We start from the raw sequence: 24994 nt of genomic DNA on the forward strand, positions 1-24994 counted from the left end.
TGACTCCTTCTAGCGGCACAACGCCGCTTTACCAAGAGGCCTTTAGTAGCTTCCCTCTTGTACGGATATTACAAAGTTGTCATCAACTTCGACTACACTAAATTCATGCTGTCCGCAAAATGTCTCGTTTAATTCCTGTGCCCAAGCTCTTGCTACTCTATGAGCATTTTCTTTGTCATCAAACGTTTTAATCTGCGGCATATTTTTGCGACGTGCACATCCGCACATCTTCTCAACTACTATATGATATTCCATTATCTTGCCTTTTTTTATTTGATAATTGCATTAAGTGTTCTTGTTAACTGTTCTATAGCTCGCAAGCCTCGACAAATCCGCCCTCTTCGACCGATATGACAAAGTTCTCTTCGACCTCTACCACGTCAAATCCATGTTTGCCGCAGTAGGTATTGTTCAGATGGTCAGCCCATTCGTAAGCATGCTCTTGAGCTTCCTCTTTCGTGTCAAAACTGCGGATCTGTTCCAACCCTTTTTTCTTGGCACAGCTGCAAAGCTTTTCAACGACGACATGGTACATCAGGACAACCTACTGTTTTGAGAGATAAGGTAAAACTGGTCTTTTAGTTTGTTGAGTTGTTTGATAATAAGAGAGTGGTGGTGTTCATCCAAGACGTAGTGCTGCTCCATAAAATCATACAGCTTGTCTATATTTGTATACATCTCTTTTAATAGGTTCTCTTTTATCTTCTCTTCTACACTGCTCATAAATATTCCTCTTTTATTGTAAAGAGTTGCATTATATGTGCTAGAAGAGAGATTTAATTTTTTACACTTTACATGTAAAGATAGTTTTGATTAAATTTTTGCAATTTTTTATAAAATCACAAGATGATTTGATAGTTCATTTTTAGGCTCACTTGCAGGGAAATGCTCGATTAGCGGCTGTGAACATAATCGTATCGCCTCTAAAAATCCTTCTTCTGGATTACCTTTTTTTATCTGCTCAGTCAGTGCAATCACAGCGTTTTGCCAAACTGGATCTGTTATCTTGTCGTTGATCCCTTTATCTGCAATGATCTTCACATACCGCTCGGCAATACTGACAAATATGAGTACACCGGTACGTGCTTTTGTCGCATGAAGATTCTGCACAAGAAACTGTTCATAAGCCAATGACCGAGCACGTCTTTGCTTCACATCACGGGGTATAAGGGCATACATCAAAAAAGGGATGCGCAGCAAGACCATACTTACAATAAAGACTAAAGCCAGTACCACATAGCTTTCATTAAGCTCTTTTGGAGCCCCTAACAGATGACTGACACCCGGCCACAACAGTGTCACAAATGCAGCCCACATAGTAGGGATATAATAGTAATCATCTGCTCTTTTTGCAACAACGACTACAAGTTCAGCATCTGTTTTGCATTCAACCTCTTGTATGGCTTGTTCAACTCTTCTTTGCGTTTCTTTTGTTATAAATTTCTTCATTACCAACTCCCTGAAGCGCCGCCGCCCCCAAAACTTCCGCCACCGCCTGAAAAACCACTTGAGCCAAAAGAACTGCTGCCACTTGAAAAACTGCCATTTGGACTATACCAGCTATCACTGCCGACTTGATATTTACTCATCATCGTGACGATCGAACCGAAAAACATAAATACTCCCATTGCAAAAGCTTCCCCTAGCGGTCCTACACCAACAAAAGTAAAAAATACGATAATACTATTGACGATGCTGATCAATAACATATTATTTATGATCGAATTAAACAGAGGTGCGGCAAAAAGAAGTCCGAAAAAAACTGCTACACCTACTCCAAATGATACTGCACCTTTATCTGTTCGCGATACGTTATTTTTTTTAGGAGGAACATACTGTCCCTGTAAAACCTCTAAGATGGACTTGGTACCCTTCATAATCCCCTCTTGCATATTGCCTTTTTTAAAAGAGGGGACGATATCGTTATCGATTATCATCTTACTCAGCCCGTCTGTCAAAATCCCTTCAAGACCGTACCCGACTTCGATGCGTACCTTACGCTCTTTTGGCGCGACTATCAGTAAGACTCCATTATTTTTCTCTTTTTGACCTATCTGCCAATGTCGTCCAAGTCTAAAGCCAAAAACTTCTATCGTATTGCCTTGAAGTGACTTTAGTGTTACGACTACCACTTGATCACTGGTTTGTTTTTCAAGTGTTTGAAGCTGATCTGTCAACTGTTTTTTTTGAGCACCTGTGAGTATATTTGCTTCATCGACAACACGACCGCTTAAAGAGGGAAAATGGATCTCTTGCGCATTTAGGTTTAAAAATCCGATTAAGACTAAAAGAATCCCTAAGCGTGAAAGCAGTCGCATCAGAAATTGACCTCTGGCACGCGTTGCGTTGCTTCATCTACACTAAATGTCTCATAAAGTTTCATATCACTATAAAGCATCATGTGCCATAAGCGTCCCGGAAATGTCCTTAACTCCGTATTGTAGATCTGTACAGCTTGAATATAATCTCGTCTAGCTACAGAGATACGATTTTCTGTTCCCTCCAACTGGGACTGTAACATGACAAAATTTTGATTTGCTTTGAGATCTGGATACTTCTCAACAGTCACTAACAAACGAGACAGTGCGGAAGAAAGTTCATTTTGTTTGCTTTGAAACTGTGCAAAAGCTGCTTTATCATTTAAGATATCTTTTGATATCGTCATCTGAGCAACAGCACTACGGGCTTTTGTTACTTCTACAAGTACTTTTTCCTCATGTGCCGCATAACCTTTAACAGTACTGACTAGATTTGGGACAAGGTCTGAACGTCTCTTATACTGATTTAGGACCTGACTCCATGATGCTTTGACCGCCTCATCATACTTCGGTATATTATTTATACTCGGAATCATTACAACTAAAAGAGCAATCAAAATTACTGCTATGACAATACCTACATTTCTCATCAAAATTCCTTGTTTTCAATTCCATTGATTTTAATCATCTATAGTATCTATTAAAAACTTCTAAATAATTTAAAACAACAAAATCAATTGAAATATTTCTATCACAAAACTGATCATTAATTAAAAACTTTCATCCTGCCCTAAAGTGTCAGTGACTATAATGCAGATAGTCCTCATCCTCTTTTAAGGAGTCGTCATGTCCGAGATCAAAGCTGTCTTGTGCGATATCGGCGGTGTGCTTTATGTAGGTGATACCCCCATCGAAGGTGCCGTAGAAGCCGTTGCACGCATCAAAGAGCATTTTTCCGTACGTTTTTTGACTAACACGACCCAGACGCGAGGCGAGCAGCTTGCCGAACTTTTACAAAAAATGGGGTTTGATATAGAGCCATATGAGATCATCACCGCGCTGGATGTGACAAAGATGTATCTTCAAGAACATAGATCAAATGCCTATTATCTCCTTACCGACGAAGCCAAAAAACAGTTTACCGACCTTACGTTTGAGAACATCGACTATGTCGTCGTAGGTGATGCGCAGGAGAACTTTAGCTACGGGAGTCTCAACACTGCTTTTCGCCATCTTCACTCGGGGGCGACTCTTCTTGCCGCAGCAAAGAACCGCTACTTCAAAGATGCCGACGGAGAGTTAAGCATGGACGCAGGAGGTTTTGTACAGGCGTTAGAGTATGCAGTGCAAAAAGAAGCCAAGATCATCGGCAAGCCCAGCATGGAGTTTTACCATCTTGCCTGCCAGATGCTTGCTTACAAACCAGAAGAGTGCATCATGATAGGAGACGACATAGAAAGCGACATAGGCGGAGCGCAGGACGCAGGACTGAAAACGGTACTTGTAAAGACAGGAAAGTTCAGGCCCCAAGACCTGCAAACGGGCATCAAAGCAGACATGGTCATCGACTCCATTGCAGATTTTACGCTCTAAAGCAGCTTACAGCATAAGAGTTTAAAGTGCCTGCTATACTGCTTTCCAAAGATAATCTTACTCATTAAAACTAATTTTTTTAAATTATATTGCATACCCATCAACTATAATATAATCCCTACCGAAAATATCTCACATTAAGGAAAATAATTCTATGAAACTCATCTCTATTGTCATTACTACAATGCTTGGCTTCACTCTAGCTAATGCATCTACAAACGAAACAGTCACGTTAAGCGGAAAACCGGTTCACTTAAGCGGAAATAAGATCAGTGTCGGCGACAAAGCCCCTGTGGTTCAATTAGTCACAAGTGACCTAAAAGAGATCAAAGTAGGTGGAAAAAGCGACAAAACACAGATATTGGTCGTAGTTCCAAGTATCGATACGCCTGTTTGTGATCTTGAAGCTCGTACATTTAATGAAAAAGCAGCAGCTCTTGCAAATGTTCAGATCGTAGTGATCTCTATGGACTTACCTTTTGCAGGAAGCCGTTACTGTGCAGCTCACGGGATCAAAAACATCACCGTTGCAAGTGACTTCCAGTCAAAAGCATTCGGAAAAGCGTACGGTACTCTTATTAAAGACAGTGTTTTAAAAGGGATAGAGACTAGAACGATCTTCATCGTTAAAAACGGCAAAGTGACTTACAAACAGCTTGTTCCTGAGATCACACAAGCTCCTGACTATGATGCAGTGTTAAAAGCATTATAAAGATCTTCTTTGCTTGCAGCCAGTTCGGCGCAAGCATTCTTTTCTCTCCTACTTTATACTAATAAGCATTAAATAATTCTTGAATTTTTTGAATATTATGCTTTGCTTCATACAGTGGCTTGTCACTTTTTCGTATGTTCTCTTCAAGAGTCGCATCGCTGTTTTTGTTCTGATAGATGACACCTAATGGCATCGGCATCGATTCAAAAGCTTTACCGAGTGCCGCATTAAAATCACTGTTATTGTAGTTGCCGTTTAAAAAATAGGTGTTCTCTCTAAACCAGTGGTAGGTGTTTGTCTTGTTGAAAGTGACACATGGCTGGAAGATGTCTACAAGTGCGTATCCGTGATGTAAGAATGCGGCTTTTAGCACCTCTTTTGCGTGGAGGGCATCGGCGATGCTCACCCTTGAAACAAATCCTGCTCTTAATGAAAGCGCTACGGCCAGAGGGTTGAAAGGCTCGTTTGACACGCCGTTTACCTGCACTTTTGTCTCAAAACCCTTTTGGCTTGTGGGCGACGCCTGTCCTTTTGTCAGTCCGTAGACCATGTTGTTATGCACGATATGGACAATGTTGACATTGCGTCTGATGGCATGGATAAAGTGGTTTCCGCCCTCTCCGTACATATCTCCGTCACCCCCTTCGGCGATGACATTTAGCTGAGGATTTGCGACCTTTAGAGCAGTTGCCACGGGTACTGCCCTACCGTGCAGGACTCCGAACATATTCGTATCGACATAGTAGGGAGCTTTTGCGGCCTGTCCGATGCCCGATACTATGACGGTATTGTTTTTATCTGCCTGCAGCTCTTCAAGAACCTCTTTTATAAGTTTTAAGATACCGAAGTTTCCGCATCCCGGACACCATGCAACATCGACATTTTCCCTGTCAAACAGATGGCTCATGACAACTCCTTTACAGCTTTTTCTATCATCCCTGCCAACTGGTCGGCAAAGAAGCTAAACCCGTTGGATTGTAAGATCTTCTCATCTACTTCTATGTCGTGAAGTTTCAGCTGATCTGCAAACGCCCCGTCGGCATTGTTTTCTACGACGATCTTATACTTATAGTCGTTTAAATTGCTTAACTGCTCTGCACTAAGCGGATGCACCCACGCAAAATGCACATGAACAAGACGAGGATCGTCCAGACGCTCCAACGCTTCGGCTATGGCGCCTTTGCTTGATCCCCACCCGATGATAGCGATCTCTCCCTCACCCTTACATGTAGGAGCGAGTGCCTCTAGTGTAAGAGCATCTGCTTTTCTCGCACGTTTTGCAACCATCTGATCTCTTACTTTATGATCCTCCGTTATCTGCCCCCGCTCGTCATGTTCATCGCCGACCGCGCAGATAAGACCTTCGCCAAAACCGGGAACGGCTCTTGGACTTATACCGCTTTTTGTATCTGCATAACGCAGATATTCTTTTGTGCTTTTTTCGATGTATCTGCGCTGTTCGTAAGATGAAAAGTCTACGTCGCCTATCATACAGATGGAATCTGCCAGATACTGATCACTCAGTAGGATAACCGGTATCTGGTATTTGTCCGCCAGTTCAAAAGCCAGATAACCGTAGTTGATGCACTCCTCTAGCGAACCGGGGGCAAGCACTACGCGGGGAAACGGTCCGTGTCCAGAGTAAAGCGCCATGTTCAAGTCTCCCTGCTCGCTTCGTGTGGGCAGTCCTGTCGCAGGTCCCGGGCGCTGTGCGAGGTAGATGACGGCGGGTGTCTCCGTCATACCGCTGAGACTCAGTGCCTCGCCCATAAGAGCGAAACCTCCGCCAGAAGTAGAGGTCATAGCACGTGCACCTCCGTACCATCCGCCAAGCACCATGGTCAAAGAGGCTATCTCATCTTCACTCTGCTCTACGGCTATGTCAAACTCTTTAGACATAGATGCCATAAAGTTTAGTACTCCCGTTGAAGGAGACATCGGGTATGCTGTTATCATATTGCATCCGCCTGCCAGAAAGCCGAATCCACACGCTGAAGTACCGTCCATAAGATGCAGGTCTTTTACAGTTTCGATATCTGCTTTTGGCAGCTCCGGAAGCGGCAGGTATTTCATGTCACTTCCCGTTTTATAACCTGTCTCGGCTGCCTCTTTGTTTGATCCTTCACCTTTGAAATGTTCCTGTATGGTTTTTAGCAAAGGAGTCTCATCGATTTTAAGTACTCCAAAAAGCAGACCCGTCATATAGGTGTTTGCATATCGCACATCGCCGAACTTTTTAGCACTCTCTTTCATCTCGACAGCGATGATATCCGAACCTTTTTCATTCACACTTTCATCCGCGAAGACGACTGTACTCTTTTTGTATCGCTCTTTCATGTGCTCTAAAGCGGGTCCGTCAAGTGCTACAGCAATATCGACCTCCCAGCAGGGAGCCAGGACAGGTGCATCCGAAATGCGCAGCAGTGTCGTATTGCTTCCGCCGCGTACACGGGACATAAACTCTTTTGTCGAATATACATAGTATCCGCTTCGTTTAAATGCATCACTGAGTATCTTTTCTAGTGTATCTATTCCAAGACCTGCAGCACCTCCTATTAGGACAGAGATACTGACTTGATGATCACTACCTACGTTACTTCTTTCATCAGGCGATATCTTTACAGATGACGTCGGTGTTGAAAATCCATAATCCATCTCTTGTACCCCGCCTTTACTCATCATAAGCTCGACTTCATTCATATCTAAAGAAACTGTCTGCATATTATCTTCTCCTAACTCTCCCCAGCTTATCTTTCCGCCGTAATAGCCGAGTATAATGACAGTCGCACCTGTAAATAGGACTATCGCATGATAGATGATCCCCCAAGAGGAATATTCATACACGATATTCGGATTTTCAAAATAGAGTCCGATATTTACGACTCCCAGTCCAAGCGTCAATGTCGCGACTACTATCTTTACCATAAAGGCACGGTGTGTCGAGAGGTTGTAATTAATCCACCAACTGAGCATCCCCGGTATCATCGCGGCAAATCCCATAACCGTGGCAACAAAAAATGAGTAAAAGACTCCGACGGCATACGCCTCTTTTGGAACATTCAAAAAAAGTATATCCAAGCCTGCTGCAAAGATATGAAGCGCTATGGGAAAATGTACAAGCATCGGATGTGGATGGTACTTTTTATACAAAGTTCTAAGGGATGATTTTACAAGTTCGATAGGAGGAGTTTGCTCTTTATGAGGTATCTCGTCAATGGTAGCCACAACAGGAAACTCTTTAAAAACTTCGTCGCCGTGGGGAGCGCCTAGAAGTTCTGAAGTCAAGTCTTGTCCTGCACTGTGAGCACCTTGATGTTCCCCATTCTTCCAAAATGGGCTGTCTGTCACATCATAGACTACATTTTTGTAAGCGACATATGCGCGTGTGTTGTTGCGGCCGTCATAGCGCTTGAGTTCATCTATTGTCATCAGCAACGTCCTTTAAAACATCAGTACTTTATTATGACGGTGTACGCTCGTTTTCCTGCATGACATCGACATAGTCACACACTTCATTGTTATCGTTACACGGCTGTGCATACCCAGACATCGGATCGTTTTTAGCATCTGCAAGATTGTCTGAGACAAATTTCCAGTTTATCAGTTTCCACCAGTTTTCAAGATAATCAGCTCTGCCGTTACGATAGTCTATGTAATATGCATGTTCCCAGACATCGCAGGTAAGTAACGGTATCTTATCATGACGCAGCGGATTGTCTGCATTTGAATACTGTTCTATACCAAGAGCACCGCCTTTAGTCAAGACCAGCCATACCCATCCCGAACCAAAAAGGGTCGCTGCTTTATCTAAAAAGAGCTTTTTAAAATCCTCCTGCGAACCAAAAACAGTGTTTATCATATCTGAAAGCTCCACGGAACATGTGGTTGAACTATTTGTAAGTCCGTTCCAGTAAAAATCGTGATTAAACACCTGTGCCGCATTGTTGAAGATACCGCCGCCTGCATTTTTAACTATAAATTCTAAAGGCTTGTCCGCGTACTCGCTGCCCTCTATTAGAGCATTGAGTTTATTGACGTAACCCGCATGGTGTTTACCGTAATGGTAACTTATTGTTTCAGAGGAAATATGTGGTTCTAATGCCGCTTTATCAAAGGGCAATGACATCAGTTCAAACTTCATTTTACACTCCTTACTTGCTAAGTTTCTACTGTCATCGTAACTGAAAAAAAATAATGATTTGCAAAAAATATTGAACTAGTTTAAATAAGTTATTGTAGATGAGATTTTTTATACAAATCCATTAAATTTCAACTATAATTGCAAAGTAAAAAATAACAATCAATTTCTAGAAAGAAACACAAGATTAATAATGAAAATATCTATTGCAGAATTAGTTGATTTGGTTAATGAAAAAACGTTGTTGAAACTGCAAAAAAAAGCCATAGCAAAATATGAATGGACACCAAACAGAAAAATAAGAATATCCTACACAAACGGTACAGTCGAGCACTACGGCTGCTACTTTGACTGCTTTGCAGCACTCAATTCAAAATATCGTTTAAATCTAGAACCGCGTAATAGTGATCTTACCCTCTTTAGTAACAATAAATACGAAGAGGAAGAAACTGTCGTAAAGAAAAAGCCTAATCCGCACATTGACAAGATCATCCTTCGTTTGACAAAGGTCCTAAACAGAATAGAAAAATCAAAAAAAAGTATCCATTTCAATCTGGCAGAGATACAACAGGCTGTCTTTATGATGAAAAGAGAGATATTTTTATGCAATCCGTATGATCTTAAAGTAGCTTTGTCGGATCTCTATAATAAATTGTATGCCAGTGATAAAGATATGGTTGTGTATTTTGAAAGAATTAAAAAAGAGATAGATTCATTTGGATAAATAGGTGTACCGATCCAAGAGGATCGGCACGGAGAATGAACAAAAAATAGATTAACGAACCAAGTCGAAGAAGTAGTCAGTAGAAGCGATGTTTTTAGTCTCTTCGTCTAACTGATCTAGAACTTTATTTGTAATCCAAGTTAATAAGTTTAACGCTCCATCATATCCACTGATAGAATATCTATGTAGGTGGTGACGGTCGAATATTGGGAATCCGATATAGATTAGCGGAGTACCAGTATCACGCATAAGCTCTTTACCATAACTGTTACCGATCATGAAATCAACCGGCTCTGTAAATAGTAATGAACGCATATGCCATAGATCTTTACCAGCCCATACATGACAATCAGCTGCAGCAGGTGAAGTATCAAGCATTGCTCTGATCTCTTCTTCCCAACCACGGCCAGGATTGTTACATAATACGTGAGTAGGTTCAGCACCCATCTCTAAAAGGAATGAAACCATACCTACCAAGAAGTCTGGATCTCCCCATATAGCGAATTTTTTACCGTGCATATACGGATAAGAATCTTGCATAGCATCTACAAGACGACCACGCTCGACTTTTAGTTTTTCAGGAACATCTTTACCTGTAAGTTCAGCTAATTTCATAACGAACTCATCTGTACCTTTAAGACCGATCGGGTTAGAGAATCCGCCTTTATGTTTCCAACGTTTTTCAACCATTTTCATAGTTTTAACAGTTGCATATTTTTGTAAAGATATAGTTGCTTTAGAGTTTTTACAATCTTTAGCATCAGCTATAGTCGTACCACCAGCGAACATGCTGTACTCACCAGCCGGCATATCCCACTGATCAGAGTGGTCACCAAGCATTGTATACTCAGCACCGAAAGATTCTACTATAGCTTTTATAGAACGGATTGAACCGATATATGTTTCAAAACCTGGAATGATATTGATCTTTTCATTTTTGTTAGTTTCAACACCTTCAGTCAATTGAGACATAATACCGTGCATCATGTTATCGTAACCAGTGATATGGCTACCAGTAAACGACGGTGTATGTGCATAAGGGATCGGGAAATCAGCCGGTAAGAATTCTCCACCGTCTTCATCTTTAGCCGCTGTTGCAAACGCATTCAAGTCATCACCGATAACTTCTGCCATACATGTAGTCGATACTGCGATCATTTCAGGTTTATAAAGTGCCGCACAGTTTTTAAGACCGTCTTTCATATTTGTAAGACCACCGAAAACCGCTGCATCTTCTGTCATTGAATCAGAAACACAAGGAGTTGGCTCTTTAAAGTGTTTCGTGAAATATGAACGGAAATACGCAACACATCCATGAGAACCATGAACGTAAGGCATAGTGTTTTCAAAACCTAGTGCAACCATGACAGCCCCTAGAGGTTGACATGCTTTAGCCGGGTTTACAGTGATAGCTTCACGAGCAAGATTTTTCTCACGGTAATCCCATGATTTAGTCCACTCAGCTATCTCTTTAACTTTTTCAGTATCGACTGCGCCCATGCCGCCTTCGAACTCTTTTTTATTTTTTAAAACTTCTTGATACTCAGGACGTTGAAATAGTTTTTGACCATTTACAATATTTTCTATTTCTTGCATTACGCTTCTCCTTCTTTTTCCCATGGTGCTTTAGTGTGAGCCCATACTGGAGAGTTGATCGCTAAATCCATGTCTTGTGCAAAGATTGCAAAACCGTCGTATCCATGGTAAGGACCACTATAATCCCAAGAGTGCATCTGACGGTATGGCAGACCCATTTTTTGGAACACATATTTCTCTTTAATACCAGATGCAACTAAATCCGGTTGAAGTGCTTTAACAAACGCTTCAAGTTCATATTCATTAACATCATCATAGATAACAGTAGAACGGAAGATCTCATCTTTAGTTCTTTTGTAATCATCATCATGAGCGAACTCATAACCAGTACCGATAACTTCCATACCTAGATCTTCATAAGCACCGATAACGTGACGTGGGCGTAGACCACCGACGAATAACATTACTTGTTTGCCTTCTAGACGAGGACGATATTTGTTAACAACCGCATCAACAAGTGGTTGATATTTAGCGATAACTTCTTCACATTTTTTCTGAATACTCTCATCAAAGAATGCTGCGATCTTGCGTAGAGATTTAATCGTTTGGCTTGGGCCAAAGAAGTTATACTCTATCCAAGGAATCCCGTACTCTTTCTCCATGTGACGAGAAATGTAGTTCATTGAACGGTAACAGTGAAGTAGGTTCAGTTTTACTTTAGTAGTTGCTGCCATCTCTTTAAGAGTTGCATCACCTGACCATTGAGCAACAACACGTAAACCCATCTCTTCAAGTAAAATACGGCTTGACCATGCATCACCACCGATATTATAATCCCCGATGATAGCTACGTCGTACTCTGTTTCTTTGATCGGTTCACCAAGTGATTGGATGTTTCCGTCAAATACATAGTCACGAACTGTATCATTTGCGATGTGGTGACCAAGTGATTGAGAAACCCCACGGAAACCTTCACAGTTTACAGGAACAATAGTGTTACCAGTTTTTTTAGCATACATTTTAGATGTCGCGTTGATATCGTCACCGATAAGACCGATCGGACACTCAGATTGAACTGTTATACCGTTGTTTAACGGGAATAACTCATCGATCTCACTAAAACATACTTCAAGTTTTTTATCTCCACCGAAAACGATGTCTTTTTCTTGGAAATCAGAACTGAAGTTCATTGTAACGAATGTATCTACACCAGTTGTACCGATATAGTAGTTACGACGACCGGCACGGCTATATTGACCACAACCGATAGGACCGTGAGAGATATGAACCATATCTTTAACAGGACCCCAAACAACCCCTTTTGAACCTGCGTATGCACAACCACGTTGACTCATAACACCAGGAACAGTTTTCTTGTTTGAACGAACGTTACCACAAGTTTTTTGACTTTCATCTTCCGGGCTACCAACACCTAAGTGTTTAGCACGGTTTTTAGCAGCTTTCGCAGGATAAGCTTTTAAGACTTCTTCTACGGCCGCTTTTTGTTTAGCTTCCAATGATTCTGGACCCATCTTGTTCTCCTCTATGATTTTTTTTAATTAGTTGCTCAATTACGCTACAGTGATTTTAAACTGAGCCATAGAGTCGAATTTTTTACAAAGAGCCATAGTCTCATCATCGCTATCTAATCTTTTAGAAAGTTCAGAAATTTGGTAACGGTTTGTATAGATCATATAGTCTGTAGCAGCCGTTTTTGCATAATGTACAAGTGCTTTGAACATGAATGTATCTTTGTTAGTGTATGAAGTCTCTTCTTTTTGACCTTCACGACTTTCACTGATCAATTTGATCTCTTTAACACCGCTAATATCAACACCAGCGTTGTCTAATTTTTCAATAACTTTTTCATCTGGAATGTTATTTCCCATATCTGCCGGGAAGTGAAATCCTAAAATAAACATAATAATTCTCCTTCTTTGTCTATTATTTTCTTTTCATTACGAGAATGTGTATCTCCCCTCTATCTTAGGGAGATAAATTTTGTATTTAGTTTTACTAATTACAGTTCAGCTTCTGATTTACCAACGTTTTCTTCATCTACTTCTTCTTCAAGACCGTATTTCATTAGAAGGTCTTCAAGATCATCCATTTCTAATGGAGTAGGAATGATTTTCATGTCGTTAGCGATGATTTTACGAGCAAGTTCTTTGTACTCGATCGCTTGATCTGACATTGGGCTATACTCAACAACTGTCATACGACGTAATTCAGCATGTTGAACGATGTTGTTACGTGGTACGAAGTGAATCATTTGTGTACCAAGTTCACGAGCAAGTGCCCATGCAAGGTCATACTCACGGTCAGTCATACGAGCGTTACAGATAAGACCAGCAAGACGAACCCCACCAGTGTTAGCGTATTTCAAAATACCTTTAGAGATATTGTTAGCAGCATACATTGCCATCATCTCACCAGACATAACGATATAGATCTCTTGAGCTTTACCTTCACGAATCGGCATAGCGAATCCACCACAAACAACGTCACCAAGAACGTCATAAGAAACGAAATCTAAACCTTCTTCTTCATATGCACCCTCTTCTTCAAGAAAGTTAATCGCTGTAATAACACCACGACCTGCACAACCAACTCCTGGCTCTGGTCCACCAGACTCAGTACAGTTGATCCAACCATGTGGTGAATCAGGAGAAAATATTCCTGCACCCGGTTTACATGCATCTTCTAGTTCAAGATCCTCAACAGTACCCATTTCAGCAGCAAGCTGAAGAATAGTATTTTGAGCTTTTTCATGTAGAATAAGACGAGTAGAATCCGCTTTTGGATCACAACCAACTATTAATATGTTTTTATCAAAATAATAAGCCATAGAAGCCAATGTGTTTTGAGATGTAGTAGATTTACCAATCCCACCTTTTCCGTAAAATGCTATCTGACGAAGTGCAGCCATTTTTATCTCCTTTATTTAAATACATTCTCTTCAACCAATGAATGGTTTTGTAGAGGTATCCATGTACTTCACTTAGGTTAATGCATCCATCATTCTCGATTTTTAGAACAAAAGAAACTACCAAAAAGCACTTTTAAGCGACAAAGTATGTAAATGTGGACAAATTTGTAAGAACAGTTTATGCAGAAGCCGTTTTTTGTCGACTTTTTGTGTCTAATCTATCTATTTGACATACTCTCACACACTTATCTACATAAATTTACAAAATCGTTCATTTTTGTTTTATAATAGTAACTTTTTTGATACAATTAATATTCACGTCTAAGAAAAGATTTAATAAAGGAATATCTTGAAGTATTTACCAGCATTATTAATCATATTGACAATCACGGGTGCAGAACTGTTTGGCGGACAAGGAGATGTTAAAGAACAAGGAGACTACGGCCTTCTTATTGCGACATTCCTTTTAGGAGGGATTGGGATCATCACGCTTATCATCTCTTCGTTTCGGATCTCAAAAGTAAAAAAAGAGTATAAAAAGATCGAGCAAAGCAGTAAAGAGCTTGAAGAGAAACAAAACGAACTGCTTTCAAGTATGAGTGCCAATATTCATAAAATGGTCAAGCAAGCCATCGGAAGTACAACTGCTATAGCCAATAAGATGAAATCAAATGAGATCAACCAAGACTTAAATGATGTCTTACAGGCAGAGAACCAGCTTCTTGATACCGCCAACGATCTTATCGAGTTTTTACATCTTAAAGCTAAAAAGGTCAAGATAAGCAATAAACGCTATAAACTTGATAACCTTCTTAATGACATAACAGGTTTCATAAGCAAAAACTTTAATATCAAATCACTTCACCTTACATATAAAATAGATAAAGATATACCTAATGAACTTATAGGAGACACTCTTAAGATAAGTAAAGTACTCTATAACCTATTAGACTATTCTATCCGCAACGGAGCTTCAGACCTGCTCTTACATGTCTACAAAGCACCCGGATTTCAAAGCAAAAACGAACTTACTTTTTTAATCCATACAAACATGGAGATCGACGTAGAGAACAATGCCTTTTTCTTTAAGACTCAATATGATGAAGAAAACGGTAAATATGATTCACTCGGACTTTTCGTCGCAAAAGAGCTTGCATCTCTTATGCAGGGAGAACTGATAACACGCAATAGTGAAAACGGAGAAGTAGAGTTTCTGTTTTCTATGACTTTTCATTCCCCTGCCGATCTGCCAAAAAGAGTATATGACGATCGATTACGTCACAAAAAGACACTTATAGTAGAAAGCAATGCACACTATGCAGATGCGCTTAAAGAGATGTTGGCGGTTTATGAACACAAGGTCACAATACTGACACCTGAACAGTTTTTTGAAAAACAACATATTTTACATGAGTTCGATCTTATCATCCTCGATGAGAAACTCTTTAACGCTTCTGTTATAAAATCTCTTGAGAAACTGGACAAAGAACAAAACAAAGTCATCGCTCTTTCTAACTTCTTTAATCCTATGAATGCGCAGTACTACACTAAAGTAGCCCAGTACAAAGTCTTAAAACCGACTATACGGGGAACTCTGCGACGCCTCTTGGAAACGATCTATCTTCCTAAAGAGGAACAAGAAGCGACTAATGCACAAGATAGAAGAGCTACAAAACTAAAAGTCTATACAGAGGACTTTGCAAAAACTCCTGATGTATCCATAGATACATTTGCTCTGTTTAAAGGGCAGAAACTTCTTATCGTCGAAGATGATATCATCAATCAAAGAGTGCTTCAGGGTGTCCTCAAGCGTTCAGGCATGGAGATAGATATTGCAAATAACGGTGAAGAGTGTCTTGCACTGCTCAAAGAGAAAAAACATTATGACGTGATCCTTATGGATATCAATATGCCGACAATGGACGGATACACGGCAACGCGTGAGATACGCCGCAACAGTGAGTACGATTCTATCCCTATTATCTCGCTCACTGCTCTTATCTCACCTGATGAGATCAACAAGATGTTCAATCTGGGAATGAATGCACATCTGGCTAAACCTTTTTACAAAGAGAAGCTCTTTACAGCATTTGATATGTTTTTAACATCTACGAATGAAGAGATAGAGTTCCCAAGACCTAAAGATGAAAAAGCGACACACTACGAAGGACTCGATATCAAGCGCGGTATTGCACAAGCGAGTAACAACGAAGAGTTCTATAAAGAGATACTTTTAGAGTTTTTAGCGACCTACCAAGACAGTGCTAAACTTTTTGAAAAGCTTATCCATGATTTTCGTTATGAACAGGTTCGTATGCAGTGTCTTGATATCAAAGGGTTGTCCGGTCTTATCGGGGCGACGGAACTTCATAACCTTATGATGGATATTCATCACCAGCTTATCTTTAAAAAGTTTGATATGCTGGGTGATTATGTCCAACCGTTTTATAAAACTATGGATACCGTAAACAAATCGATCAAAGAGTATATAGAAAGCTAAGCTTTTTATATAACCGCTTATACTATGTAGTGATAGATGTTGAGATGCGTCTTTTTAAAACCGCGGCGGCTGTAAAACTGTAGAGCATTTTTATTATCTACATCGGCTGCAAGTTGAATACGTTTGTATCCGTACTCGACTGCCATACTTCTCATCTTGTTGATAAGACGGCTTCCGACGCCCATCTTTCTATACTCCTCATACACGACAAGGTCTTCTATCTGTCCTACATAGTCACCCTCGGCACTCGAGATAAGACGCTGCATCGTTATCATACCGATGACCTTTCCCTCATACTTTGCTACAAGCAGGTCACTCGTATCATGTTCAAAAAGACGTGTGATCCCTGCCAGCTGTTTGTTATAGTCGATCGTAAAATCTGTCTCTATCGTAAAGAGCACGCTGAGTAGTTCCGCCATTTCAGGCAGATCGGCTTCTATTGCTTTTTCTATGGTTATTCCTGTTTTCATATTCAAGTCACAAATCTCCGGGTCTAGTATAGTTATTACTTTCTTTGCCTCTTCGCTCAGAGGGTTTCCATTTATATACAGCGTCTCCAAATAGGAGAGATTTGCCAAAGTATCGGGCAGTTCTTTTATCTTATTGCCGTCGATATCCAGCTCTTGCAGCTGTGTATACCTGCCTATCTCTTTTGGAACTGTTTCTATCTCGTTTGAAGAGTAACATAAAAGTTCCAGACTCTCCGACTGCGGCAGTAAAAACTCATCTAATCCGCAACTGTCGCATGAAAACTCTTTTAAGTACGGTGCAAAACTAAAATCCATATCCAGTTTTCTAAAAGGATTTTCATCAAGGACAAGCACTTCAAGTTCGATAAGTGAATGCAGATGCAGCGAAATAAGAAGGTTCGCACTCAAATCGACACGCTCGACATCCAACTCAAAAAATGCATCATCGATCTTTTCTATATGGTTGTACGCTGCTTCAAACTCCTCTATCGACAACAACTCTTTGACAGTCGAAGGGATCTCTTTTATGATGTTATCGTTTATATTTAATCTCTGGACTTTTTTCAGTAGAGAAAAGACACTGCTCAGATCATGCAGGAGGTTCGATGATAGGTTCAGTGTACGAAGTTCGTTCTCTAAACCGATGGAACCGTCTATACTTTTGAGTACATTACTGCTTAGGTCAAGGACTCTTACATGTAAGCACTCTTTGAGCACACTTACATCGGCAAGAGTGTTTGAACTTGCATTGATCGAACGCAGTTCCATATGTTTTAGTACCTGAGGCAGGACTTTAAAACTGTTTCTTCGCAGATCGAGATTTGAAAGCTTATTGAGTTTTTCCATCGAATCAGGCAGAGAACTCAGCTTGTTGTTCGAGAGGTTTAAAGCGATCAAGTTTGTAAGCAGTCCGAACTCTTGCGGAAGCTCTTCGATCTTACGACCGCTGAGATCAAGTCTGATGATCTCTTGAAGCGATTCGATCTTCTCATCAACGGCACCGTGAGTCACCAACCAGTTTTTCAGTCTTTGTTCGCTGCTACTCATCATCGCCGACCCCTTCGCATAATCTCTTAATTCTCTCTAGCCGCTGCTCTATCAAGTAAGCGATCTCGTCATAATCATATCGGCCGTATTGATTCATATCGTAGAGTTTCATCAAAACTGCACGGCAGCAGCTTTTATTACACTCTGTCACCAGTTTTTTAGCTTTTTTAAAAGGGAGTGCCGTATTTTGGAATATATCGATAGCTTCTGCGACATTTTTTTGACCGCATTCGCAAACTTCCATCTCTAGAATCTTTTGCTTATCCTGCATGCGACACTCCTCTCCTAATAATTCTAAAAATAGTGTGACAACACCATTTTTAGAACTATCATACGGCAACAGCCAAAAAGGCTATTATAGACCGTTTGCTTCTTTAAACTCGTTTGCTTCTTTTACAGCATCAACAAGTCTTTTACTTAGTTCCGGCATTCTATCATAATCCGTCCATAGCGTATCTTCTACAATATCGTGTATCTCAGAAGCGATCTCTACCGCCATTCTTTTAAACTTTGCCAACTCTTTCTTTTTTTCTTTTATCTCTTCAGACATTTTTGTTCTCCTTGTGTTTATTTAATTTGCCGTTATCTTGGCGGAATTTAGATTTTGTGAACCATTATCTGTGCAGCTTCATCTTTGCGAAGCGCTATGAACGAACGATTTATCATAACTTGAACCGTACTTTTAAACCATCCGAAGTTTTTAATGCTTATATTCGCATTGCGTATCAGTCCGAGTGCTACAAGACGCTTTTTCAGTTCACCGCTTACATTGACAGTATCGATGACTGCCATCTCTCCTCTTTTCATCTCTAATAAACACATATAAACTCCTTATAAAGAAAATGCGTAGATATTCTCAAAGTTGATATCAGTCGTCGTGCCTCTTGACATATGGACAAAACGCTGTTTACATTGAAAATGATACTTCTCATACAAGTCAACCACATGTTTGACACCTAATGGAACGTCTGCGACAACTTTTTTCAGTCCTCTAAAATACAACACTCCGCGCATCATCTTTTCTGCTTCGTCATCGTGACCAGCACGAACCTGCCAAGGCCCTAAGTAGACATTGCGGGCATTGACGATACTTGAGTGTTGAAACCCGTTTGGAAGTGTAAGTTTTAAAGAGCTGTTTCTCTCCATCTCATCCAAAAGAAAATCCATTCTGTTTTCATGAAATGTCTCTTTGTCTATCGTTGCGATAATTGACTCGAAATTACTGCCGTCAAGCTCTTTTGCGTGAGCGTTGGTAAAATTAAAAGGCGGTACTTTTCCGACGTTGATATATCTTCCTACATCCATCTTAGACTCGAAACCGTATCTTTCAAAAAACGGTACCATGTCAGGATTTGCATGAAGATACAAACTGTTATATTCACTACTGACTGCACCTAGAAGCGTCTCAAAAAGACGACGGCCGATGCCCTGTTTTTGGTGGCTTGGCTTGATCATAAAATACTTGATCATGCATGAGTGCTCAAATTCAATGGCCATAATGGCACCCACAAGCTCTCCATTATCATAAGCACCGTAACAAAGGTGCGGAGAGTGCATCATCATAAGTTTTACATGGTAGCCGTCAAGCAACCAGCCCACATCCTCGGAGATAGTTACAAGGTCGCTTACATCAGCGAATTTAAGCCATCCTATAAACATAGGCTTTCCCTGTATAAAGTGACTAACTCTGCATCATCAAGAACTCTTTTTCTTGATGTCACAATCTCACGGATGCGAGGAAGCAGATGAGCAAGAGTATGCTTTTCTGCTACTATACCGAGCTGTTTTAAATGGTATAAAATCGTACCTGTTCCCGAATGTTTACCGATAGGGAACTCTCTTATGCACCCTACTTCTTCTGCATCAAAAGGCTCATATGCCCTGCCGTTTTTCATCATACCGTCCGCATGGACTCCACTTTCGTGAGAGAAGATATGTTCTCCGATGATAGGTGCGCTTGGCGATAGCGTCATGCCAGCCGCATTTGCTACGGTCATGGCGAGATTGCGCATTCCGAGTGAATCTATATGACGTGTCTGACCGTAGAGGTGTTTAAGTGCCATAGATATCTGTTCAAATGAAGCGTTACCCGCTCTTTCACCTAAACCTATAACTGTCGTATTGACACTGACTGCACCTGCGTCCAAACCGCTAAGCGCATTTGCATTTGCAAGACCGAAATCGTTATGAGTATGCATCTCGATCGGCAGAATATCTAAAGAAGTAAGTGCTTTAATGTCGCTGTATATCTGTGTCGGTGTCATGATCCCGACCGTATCGCAATAGCGGAAACGGTCAGCTCCGAGTTCGCGTCCTAAAGTCATGACTTCCGTCATAAACTCTATGGAACCTCTTGAACTGTCTTCACCGCCGATACAGACAAACAGTCCCTCTTGTTTTGCCGCGATTATCGTAGATTCAAGTTCGCGCAGCATCGCAGACTTGTCGCCTGCAAATTTTACATCGATCAAGATATCCGAAATAGGGATAGAAAGATCTACTGCTTTGACACCACACTCAAGCGAAGCTTCAAGATCGCTCATCTTCGCACGGTTCCAAGTCATCATACGTGCATCCAATCCCAGTGAAAGAAGCTCTTTTATATCCTCTTGCTCTTTACTTCCCATAGCAGGGATACCGATCTCTAGTTCATCGGCACCGCAAGCTACTAGACCTTGTGCAATTGAAAGCTTCTCTTCTGTGTTAAATGCAACGTACGGAGCTTGTTCACCGTCACGAAGCGTAGTGTCATTGATTAACATCTTGTTAATTCCCTTCTAATTCTTCCGGCAGATTGAAGTATTTTCTAGTCGCTTTTAAAACAGATACTTCTATCGGCTCATAAGCATAACTTTGATCTGCGATAAGTCCCGCACGTGCCAGATCGTCCTGAGGACATCCGCCTATCTTAGCAGTAAGTATCAGCTTCACGTCTTTTAGTTTTTCTAGGATCGGTTCCATCGGGTTTGCACCGTCCGGTCCTGCACAGTACTCATAATCAAGTTTTCTGTGATGGATAAAACGGATACCCTTGTCACCCGCTTCATAGATCAGGAACTCTCTAACAGAACCGAAGTGCTGGTTGATCATCCCCTCGCCTGCAGTCGTAACTGCTACAAGGATAGTCTGACCGTCAGAGCTTAGTTCCTCTTTCTCTTTACGTACACGCTCATTTGCTTTATCTAAGAAAAATCTGAACTCTTCGATCTTCGCTTGAGACTCTTGACGCGCTTTGATGTTGTAATGGTCTTCAAGATCATCAAAACTCATAGAGCTAAATACATCTTTAGTAAACTCTTGACCTCTGTCTTCACCGATAAGACCTACGGCATCCGCACGACATTGGCGGCAGTGCTGCATAAGTTTCATATCCATACCGCACGCTTCTTGAACTTCCATCTGTTGTTGATCAGTCGCACTAGGTACGCCTGAGAGTCCAAACGCAGTTCCGTGTTCAGGTTCAGAGATGATCGGCATGATGTTGTGTAAGAACACGCCTATCTCTTTTAGCTTTTTAGCGACTTCAGGCAGGTGTTTGTCGTTGATACCAGGGATCAAAACAGAGTTTGCTTTGATAAGGATCCCGTTTTCAACACACTTTTTCATACCTTCAAGCTGACGCTCTAAAAGAATACGAGCCGCTTCTTTACCGTAGATACGTTTGTTGTTATAGAAGATCCAAGGATATATCTTAGAACCTATCTCACCAGTCGTATCCACACTGTTTATAGTAACGGTCACGTGGTCGATGTCGTACTTGACCATCTCATCTACGAACTTTGGAAGCTCCAAACCGTTTGTAGAGAGACAAAGTTTTAGATCCGGCGCTTTTTCACGTACCAGTCTAAATGTCTCGAAAGTCTTTTTAGGATTTGCAAGCGCATCACCGGGACCTGCGATCCCAAGTACGCTTAGACGCTGAACTTCACCGCCTACATACATGACTTTTTTCGCTGACTCTTCAGGTGTCAGTCTTTCACTTGTAACTCCCGGACGGCTCTCATTTGAACAGTCATATTTTCTATTACAATAGTTACATTGGATATTACAAGCCGGCGCAACCGCCACGTGTATTCTCGCATAATGATGGTGAGCACCCTCAGAGTAACACGGGTGGTTGTGTATCTTGTCTTGAATATCTTGAGGCATAAATGCTTCAGCTGGATTGCTTGAACTACAACTCATTCTAGCTCCTTTATCTATATCTATTTAGGAATTCAAATGATCTCGCCTCATGTAGCTACAATCATTTACTGTAAACGATTATGCAATTGATGTTCTAGCACTATCTTGGAGATATACAACAAAAGAGTGACAATTTTGTATTTTTTGGAGAGTTACGTGTAAAGAGGAGTATTATAAATGTAGGTGAATAAAAAAATCATATATATAAAGAGGTCTTACTCCTCTTTATCAAATGCTTCTAGTTCCTTTTGATATTCTGCTTCCTCTAATGCTTTAAGTTCTGCATCACTCATCATCATGATTTTTATCTTTTTAGTAAGACTTGTTCTGTCAGGAAGTTTTGTCATATAGGCATACGCACCATAAGTCATAACTAAAGCGGTGATGATAGCGATGGCTTTTTGTACAGGAGAAAATCTCTGTATAGGCTCTTTTACCCTCATCTCGCATACACCGCCGGGACAGTTTGTAGCTTTCTCTTTTTTAAAAATGTTGAAAAGTTTACAACCCAGACAGATCGAAAAAGCGGCCTCAAGAAAAAGCAGTGCCATACAGATAAGACAGACAAGTACTTTTATAGGATTCGGCTGAAAATCTATGACAAGATAGTAAAACATCGGCCATGCTAGTATCATCCCTAAAAGCCAAGCGAAACGTTTTTGTTCAGCTCCCACGTACTCAGGTGTCTGGTTTTGAACAAAGAAACGGCCCAAGAGAAGACTCGGAGCATATTTTGGCTTGATGACACGGATGGTAAAATCAAGTGCGAAGAAACTCACGAAGTACTCTGAAAATACTGCAGTCCCCAGCATAACACCGTTTGTCAGTCCTAAAAATGCTCCGACAAAGAGTATGGCAGCAGCTGCTCTCGCTTCTCTCTCATTTAAAACTCTGACATCATACCCGGGGACTTTCTCACCGTATGCAAATAATTCTTTCATTATCATCCTCTATCAATACTTCTAAAATCACTTTTTTATCACAAAATTATATCTTTTTTTCCATTTGGAATATAGTTTCAATAAATATTCCAAATCTTACATGTAAGACATTTTTGTCCCCCTTTTGTAAGACTCTCCTTATCTTCGTAAACATCCATCTAGAACGCTATATGCAAATACCTCACTAAATTATATAAAGGCGTAGTTTATGGAGATAGCGATTCCCACTGACGATCAACATGCAATCTATCACGACAACCCATATACTGCGCCGAAATTCGCAATATATTCGATCACATTGGGCACTACTGATATATTTTTCTCACTAAAGGCCATTGTCGAAAACCCTTTAAAAAGACTCAAATGCAACAGTTTTGAAGACGATCAGCTGACATGCAGCTGTGATGAAGAGCGTGCAAGCAGTCTGCGACATATCTATGAGCATTACGCTTTAGTAGATGTCATAAGCGGCTGCAGCTATCTTTTGGCAAACCACTACTGTAAAAACGTAGTCAGAACGATGGAGAGAGGCGGCATCATCGTCTACAAGATACCGCCCATCATCAAAAAGATAGATATGGCGATAAAAAACTTTTTAATAGGAGCTTCACTTGCAAATCAAGTACAAAACATACACAATGAGTCTTGATGATATGCCTATTGACGTAGGATATGCATCAGAGAAAGTAAGTGTAAAAGACAAAGAGAACAACTCTCATATATTAGGAGGTCAAAACGGTAAGACTCAGCTTATCATCACTGCACCTTTTATAGATGAAAGTTTACTGGAGGAGCTTCAAAGTATAGAAAAAGAGTTGCCTGAGGGCGGTGTGCACGAAGTGACTGCCTCTTTGGTCTTAGCCCATGATTTAAAGGATGATTTAAATATGGGGAAGATCAAACTTTATATAGATGATAAAGAGGAGTTTAGTGATTTTTACGGTGTGAAACTCAGCGGTGAACCGTACGGCGGTGAACTGACAAAGGCGATCATACTTATCTCAAAAGACGGAGCCGTTTTTTATGATGATTTTAAAAACGATCTAGAGGATAAATTCAACCAGGAAACACTTATGCGTAAAATATACGCAGCACAAACCTGCTATACAGGAAAAGGATGCCATTAATGAATGAAATAATACAAACGATAAAAAAAGAGCTTAGAAACCAGACTACCGTGCCCTACTTCGGTCTTGGGATATTTGAAGGCGTAACAACTAAAGAGGGCGAAGAGATGCCTTACGATTCAGACTCGATGATACTCAAGATGAACAACGGCAGACCTATGAGCCAAAGACTTATGTTTGAGTACTCACGTGCGGCTATGCACTTAGAACAGCGCCGCGGTGTCGAGTACATCACTCAGCTTATGAACCATATATACACAAAAAGCTTTGAGCCTACATCTTTACAAAAAGCGATCATCGATATGTCTCCAAGATATATCATAGACACGAACCGTGATACGAAGATACAAGAACTGCTGGCTTTTGAACCGCATTGTCTTATCATCGGTAAGTCTAGGATCATGGCTGATAAAAACAGATATGAAGTCTATGAGTACGATGTCGAGAATAAAAAATATTTTCTTGTAGAAGACGAAGTCTTGGATAACGCAGAAAAGATACTTTTCAAGCCGATGGGTTCGCCTCTTCCTGAGCCGAACTTCATCATCTCAGATGCGGATTATGTCGACTGGCTGACTGAAGCGATGGGCGGGTTTGCACTGCCTCCGATACTCAAAACATACAGAAAGACAAAAAAATATCTGTTTATGGGAACATCATTTGACCGTGATACGGATAGAATGGTCGCAAACGAGCTGACACTCGATCTTGAAGGCGGTTACGTCATAACAGACAAAGAGTTAGGGAAAAAAGAGAAGAAATTTATTGAAAAACACAACCTTGAGGTCATCAACATGTCACTTCAAGACTTTATCAAAGAATTTATATAAAGGA

At 40.7% G+C, this 24994-nt stretch carries 28 protein-coding genes; 7 read left to right on the top strand and 21 right to left on the bottom strand.

The genetic code is table 11. The annotated features are described in order from the left end of the window. Nucleotides 1-42: 42 nt before the first annotated feature. The 6 genes from WCX87_RS07710 to WCX87_RS07735 form a co-directional block, all read right to left on the bottom strand. Entirely contained in the window at nucleotides 43-255 is a 213-nt protein-coding gene (locus tag WCX87_RS07710; protein WP_345978982.1) for a hypothetical protein, read from the bottom strand. A gap of 52 nt (nucleotides 256-307) precedes the next feature. Next, nucleotides 308-535 (bottom strand): hypothetical protein, encoded by a 228-nt coding sequence (locus tag WCX87_RS07715; protein WP_345978983.1) that lies wholly within the window; start codon nucleotides 533-535, stop codon nucleotides 308-310. Next, nucleotides 535-723 carry a hypothetical protein gene (locus tag WCX87_RS07720; protein WP_345978984.1) on the bottom strand — a complete coding sequence of 63 codons (189 nt, stop codon included), beginning with the start codon at nucleotides 721-723 and terminating at the stop codon, nucleotides 535-537. The genes WCX87_RS07715 and WCX87_RS07720 overlap by 1 nt, the downstream gene beginning before the upstream one ends. A gap of 108 nt (nucleotides 724-831) precedes the next feature. Then, nucleotides 832-1449 carry a TPM domain-containing protein gene (locus tag WCX87_RS07725; RefSeq protein ID WP_345978985.1) on the bottom strand — a complete coding sequence of 206 codons (618 nt, stop codon included), beginning with the start codon at nucleotides 1447-1449 and terminating at the stop codon, nucleotides 832-834. Next, nucleotides 1449-2318, bottom strand: a complete 870-nt coding sequence (locus tag WCX87_RS07730; protein ID WP_345978986.1) for a TPM domain-containing protein — start codon at nucleotides 2316-2318, stop codon at nucleotides 1449-1451. Before WCX87_RS07730 ends, WCX87_RS07725 begins: the two co-directional genes overlap by 1 nt. Continuing rightward, nucleotides 2318-2908 (bottom strand): LemA family protein, encoded by a 591-nt coding sequence (locus tag WCX87_RS07735; protein WP_345978987.1) that lies wholly within the window; start codon nucleotides 2906-2908, stop codon nucleotides 2318-2320. Before WCX87_RS07735 ends, WCX87_RS07730 begins: the two co-directional genes overlap by 1 nt. 196 nt (nucleotides 2909-3104) lie before the next feature. Here WCX87_RS07735 and WCX87_RS07740 point away from each other — a divergent pair, with 196 nt between their 5' ends. Both WCX87_RS07740 and tpx read left to right on the top strand, forming a co-directional pair. Next, a complete protein-coding gene (locus WCX87_RS07740; RefSeq protein ID WP_345978988.1) occupies nucleotides 3105-3851 on the top strand; it encodes a TIGR01458 family HAD-type hydrolase in 747 nt (248 codons plus the stop codon). A 184-nt stretch (nucleotides 3852-4035) separates the two neighbouring features. Then, nucleotides 4036-4563, top strand: a complete 528-nt coding sequence (gene tpx, locus WCX87_RS07745) for a thiol peroxidase (protein ID WP_345981103.1) — start codon at nucleotides 4036-4038, stop codon at nucleotides 4561-4563. A 58-nt stretch (nucleotides 4564-4621) separates the two neighbouring features. On the opposite strand, the gene WCX87_RS07750 is transcribed toward tpx, so the two are convergent. Genes WCX87_RS07750 through WCX87_RS07760 form a run of 3 tightly spaced genes read right to left on the bottom strand, consistent with a single transcriptional unit; the run spans nucleotide 4622 to nucleotide 8704 of the window. Then, the gene (locus WCX87_RS07750) at nucleotides 4622-5470 is read right to left on the bottom strand and encodes a thiamine pyrophosphate-dependent enzyme (RefSeq protein WP_345978989.1); all 849 of its coding nucleotides are present in this window, start codon (nucleotides 5468-5470) and stop codon (nucleotides 4622-4624) included. Further along, nucleotides 5467-7992 carry a 2-oxoacid:acceptor oxidoreductase subunit alpha gene (locus WCX87_RS07755; protein ID WP_345978990.1) on the bottom strand — a complete coding sequence of 842 codons (2526 nt, stop codon included), beginning with the start codon at nucleotides 7990-7992 and terminating at the stop codon, nucleotides 5467-5469. The genes WCX87_RS07750 and WCX87_RS07755 overlap by 4 nt, the downstream gene beginning before the upstream one ends. Before the next feature lie 31 nt (nucleotides 7993-8023). After that, nucleotides 8024-8704, bottom strand: a complete 681-nt coding sequence (locus WCX87_RS07760) for a superoxide dismutase (protein ID WP_345978991.1) — start codon at nucleotides 8702-8704, stop codon at nucleotides 8024-8026. Between the two features lie 190 nt (nucleotides 8705-8894). Here WCX87_RS07760 and WCX87_RS07765 point away from each other — a divergent pair, with 190 nt between their 5' ends. Next, on the top strand, nucleotides 8895-9425 hold the full coding sequence (locus WCX87_RS07765) for a hypothetical protein (protein ID WP_345978992.1): 531 nt from the start codon (nucleotides 8895-8897) through the stop codon (nucleotides 9423-9425). 51 nt (nucleotides 9426-9476) lie between these two features. Here WCX87_RS07765 and nifK read toward each other — a convergent pair whose 3' ends face one another. From nifK to nifH, 4 genes are all read right to left on the bottom strand, one after another. Continuing rightward, complete coding sequence (gene nifK / locus WCX87_RS07770; RefSeq protein WP_345978994.1) at nucleotides 9477-11021, bottom strand: nitrogenase molybdenum-iron protein subunit beta; 1545 nt, start codon at nucleotides 11019-11021, stop codon at nucleotides 9477-9479. Continuing rightward, a complete protein-coding gene (gene nifD, locus WCX87_RS07775) occupies nucleotides 11021-12493 on the bottom strand; it encodes a nitrogenase molybdenum-iron protein alpha chain (protein ID WP_345978995.1) in 1473 nt (490 codons plus the stop codon). The genes nifK and nifD overlap by 1 nt, the downstream gene beginning before the upstream one ends. A gap of 39 nt (nucleotides 12494-12532) precedes the next feature. Then, nucleotides 12533-12883, bottom strand: coding sequence for a hypothetical protein (locus WCX87_RS07780; RefSeq protein ID WP_345978996.1), 351 nt, complete (start codon nucleotides 12881-12883; stop codon nucleotides 12533-12535). 98 nt (nucleotides 12884-12981) lie between these two features. Further along, nucleotides 12982-13890 (bottom strand): nitrogenase iron protein, encoded by a 909-nt coding sequence (nifH, locus tag WCX87_RS07785; protein WP_345978997.1) that lies wholly within the window; start codon nucleotides 13888-13890, stop codon nucleotides 12982-12984. 349 nt (nucleotides 13891-14239) lie between these two features. Here nifH and WCX87_RS07790 point away from each other — a divergent pair, with 349 nt between their 5' ends. Continuing rightward, nucleotides 14240-16390, top strand: a complete 2151-nt coding sequence (locus WCX87_RS07790) for a response regulator (protein ID WP_345978999.1) — start codon at nucleotides 14240-14242, stop codon at nucleotides 16388-16390. A 17-nt stretch (nucleotides 16391-16407) separates the two neighbouring features. Here the strand turns inward: WCX87_RS07790 and WCX87_RS07795 are convergent, their stop codons facing one another. From WCX87_RS07795 to WCX87_RS07830, 8 genes are all read right to left on the bottom strand, one after another. Then, on the bottom strand, nucleotides 16408-17910 hold the full coding sequence (locus WCX87_RS07795) for a GNAT family N-acetyltransferase (RefSeq protein WP_345979001.1): 1503 nt from the start codon (nucleotides 17908-17910) through the stop codon (nucleotides 16408-16410). After that, a complete protein-coding gene (locus WCX87_RS07800) occupies nucleotides 17900-18178 on the bottom strand; it encodes a hypothetical protein (protein WP_345979003.1) in 279 nt (92 codons plus the stop codon). Before WCX87_RS07800 ends, WCX87_RS07795 begins: the two co-directional genes overlap by 11 nt. Before the next feature lie 84 nt (nucleotides 18179-18262). Then, nucleotides 18263-18457, bottom strand: coding sequence for a CCE_0567 family metalloprotein (locus tag WCX87_RS07805; protein WP_345979005.1), 195 nt, complete (start codon nucleotides 18455-18457; stop codon nucleotides 18263-18265). Between the two features lie 47 nt (nucleotides 18458-18504). Next, entirely contained in the window at nucleotides 18505-18729 is a 225-nt protein-coding gene (locus WCX87_RS07810; RefSeq protein WP_345979007.1) for a FeoA family protein, read from the bottom strand. A gap of 9 nt (nucleotides 18730-18738) precedes the next feature. Continuing rightward, on the bottom strand, nucleotides 18739-19566 hold the full coding sequence (locus tag WCX87_RS07815) for a GNAT family N-acetyltransferase (protein ID WP_345979009.1): 828 nt from the start codon (nucleotides 19564-19566) through the stop codon (nucleotides 18739-18741). Continuing rightward, nucleotides 19557-20669 (bottom strand): homocitrate synthase, encoded by a 1113-nt coding sequence (nifV, locus tag WCX87_RS07820; protein ID WP_345979011.1) that lies wholly within the window; start codon nucleotides 20667-20669, stop codon nucleotides 19557-19559. Before nifV ends, WCX87_RS07815 begins: the two co-directional genes overlap by 10 nt. A gap of 4 nt (nucleotides 20670-20673) precedes the next feature. Then, nucleotides 20674-22092, bottom strand: coding sequence for a nitrogenase cofactor biosynthesis protein NifB (nifB, locus tag WCX87_RS07825; RefSeq protein ID WP_345979013.1), 1419 nt, complete (start codon nucleotides 22090-22092; stop codon nucleotides 20674-20676). 215 nt (nucleotides 22093-22307) lie between these two features. Next, nucleotides 22308-23033, bottom strand: a complete 726-nt coding sequence (locus WCX87_RS07830) for a DUF4395 domain-containing protein (protein ID WP_345979015.1) — start codon at nucleotides 23031-23033, stop codon at nucleotides 22308-22310. Nucleotides 23034-23241: 208 nt separating this feature from the next. On the opposite strand from WCX87_RS07830, the gene WCX87_RS07835 reads away from it, so the two are divergent. Genes WCX87_RS07835 through WCX87_RS07845 form a run of 3 tightly spaced genes read left to right on the top strand, consistent with a single transcriptional unit; the run spans nucleotide 23242 to nucleotide 24990 of the window. After that, the gene (locus WCX87_RS07835) at nucleotides 23242-23682 is read left to right on the top strand and encodes a hypothetical protein (protein ID WP_345979017.1); all 441 of its coding nucleotides are present in this window, start codon (nucleotides 23242-23244) and stop codon (nucleotides 23680-23682) included. After that, nucleotides 23672-24160: a hypothetical protein gene (locus WCX87_RS07840; protein ID WP_345979019.1), complete on the top strand. Its 489-nt coding sequence runs from the start codon at nucleotides 23672-23674 to the stop codon at nucleotides 24158-24160. The genes WCX87_RS07835 and WCX87_RS07840 overlap by 11 nt, the downstream gene beginning before the upstream one ends. Continuing rightward, nucleotides 24160-24990 (top strand): SIR2 family protein, encoded by an 831-nt coding sequence (locus WCX87_RS07845; RefSeq protein ID WP_345979021.1) that lies wholly within the window; start codon nucleotides 24160-24162, stop codon nucleotides 24988-24990. Before WCX87_RS07840 ends, WCX87_RS07845 begins: the two co-directional genes overlap by 1 nt. Nucleotides 24991-24994 lie beyond the last annotated feature (4 nt).

Source organism: Sulfurimonas sp. HSL3-2, from assembly GCF_039645965.1.
Lineage (GTDB): Bacteria > Campylobacterota > Campylobacteria > Campylobacterales > Sulfurimonadaceae > Hydrocurvibacter > Hydrocurvibacter mobilis.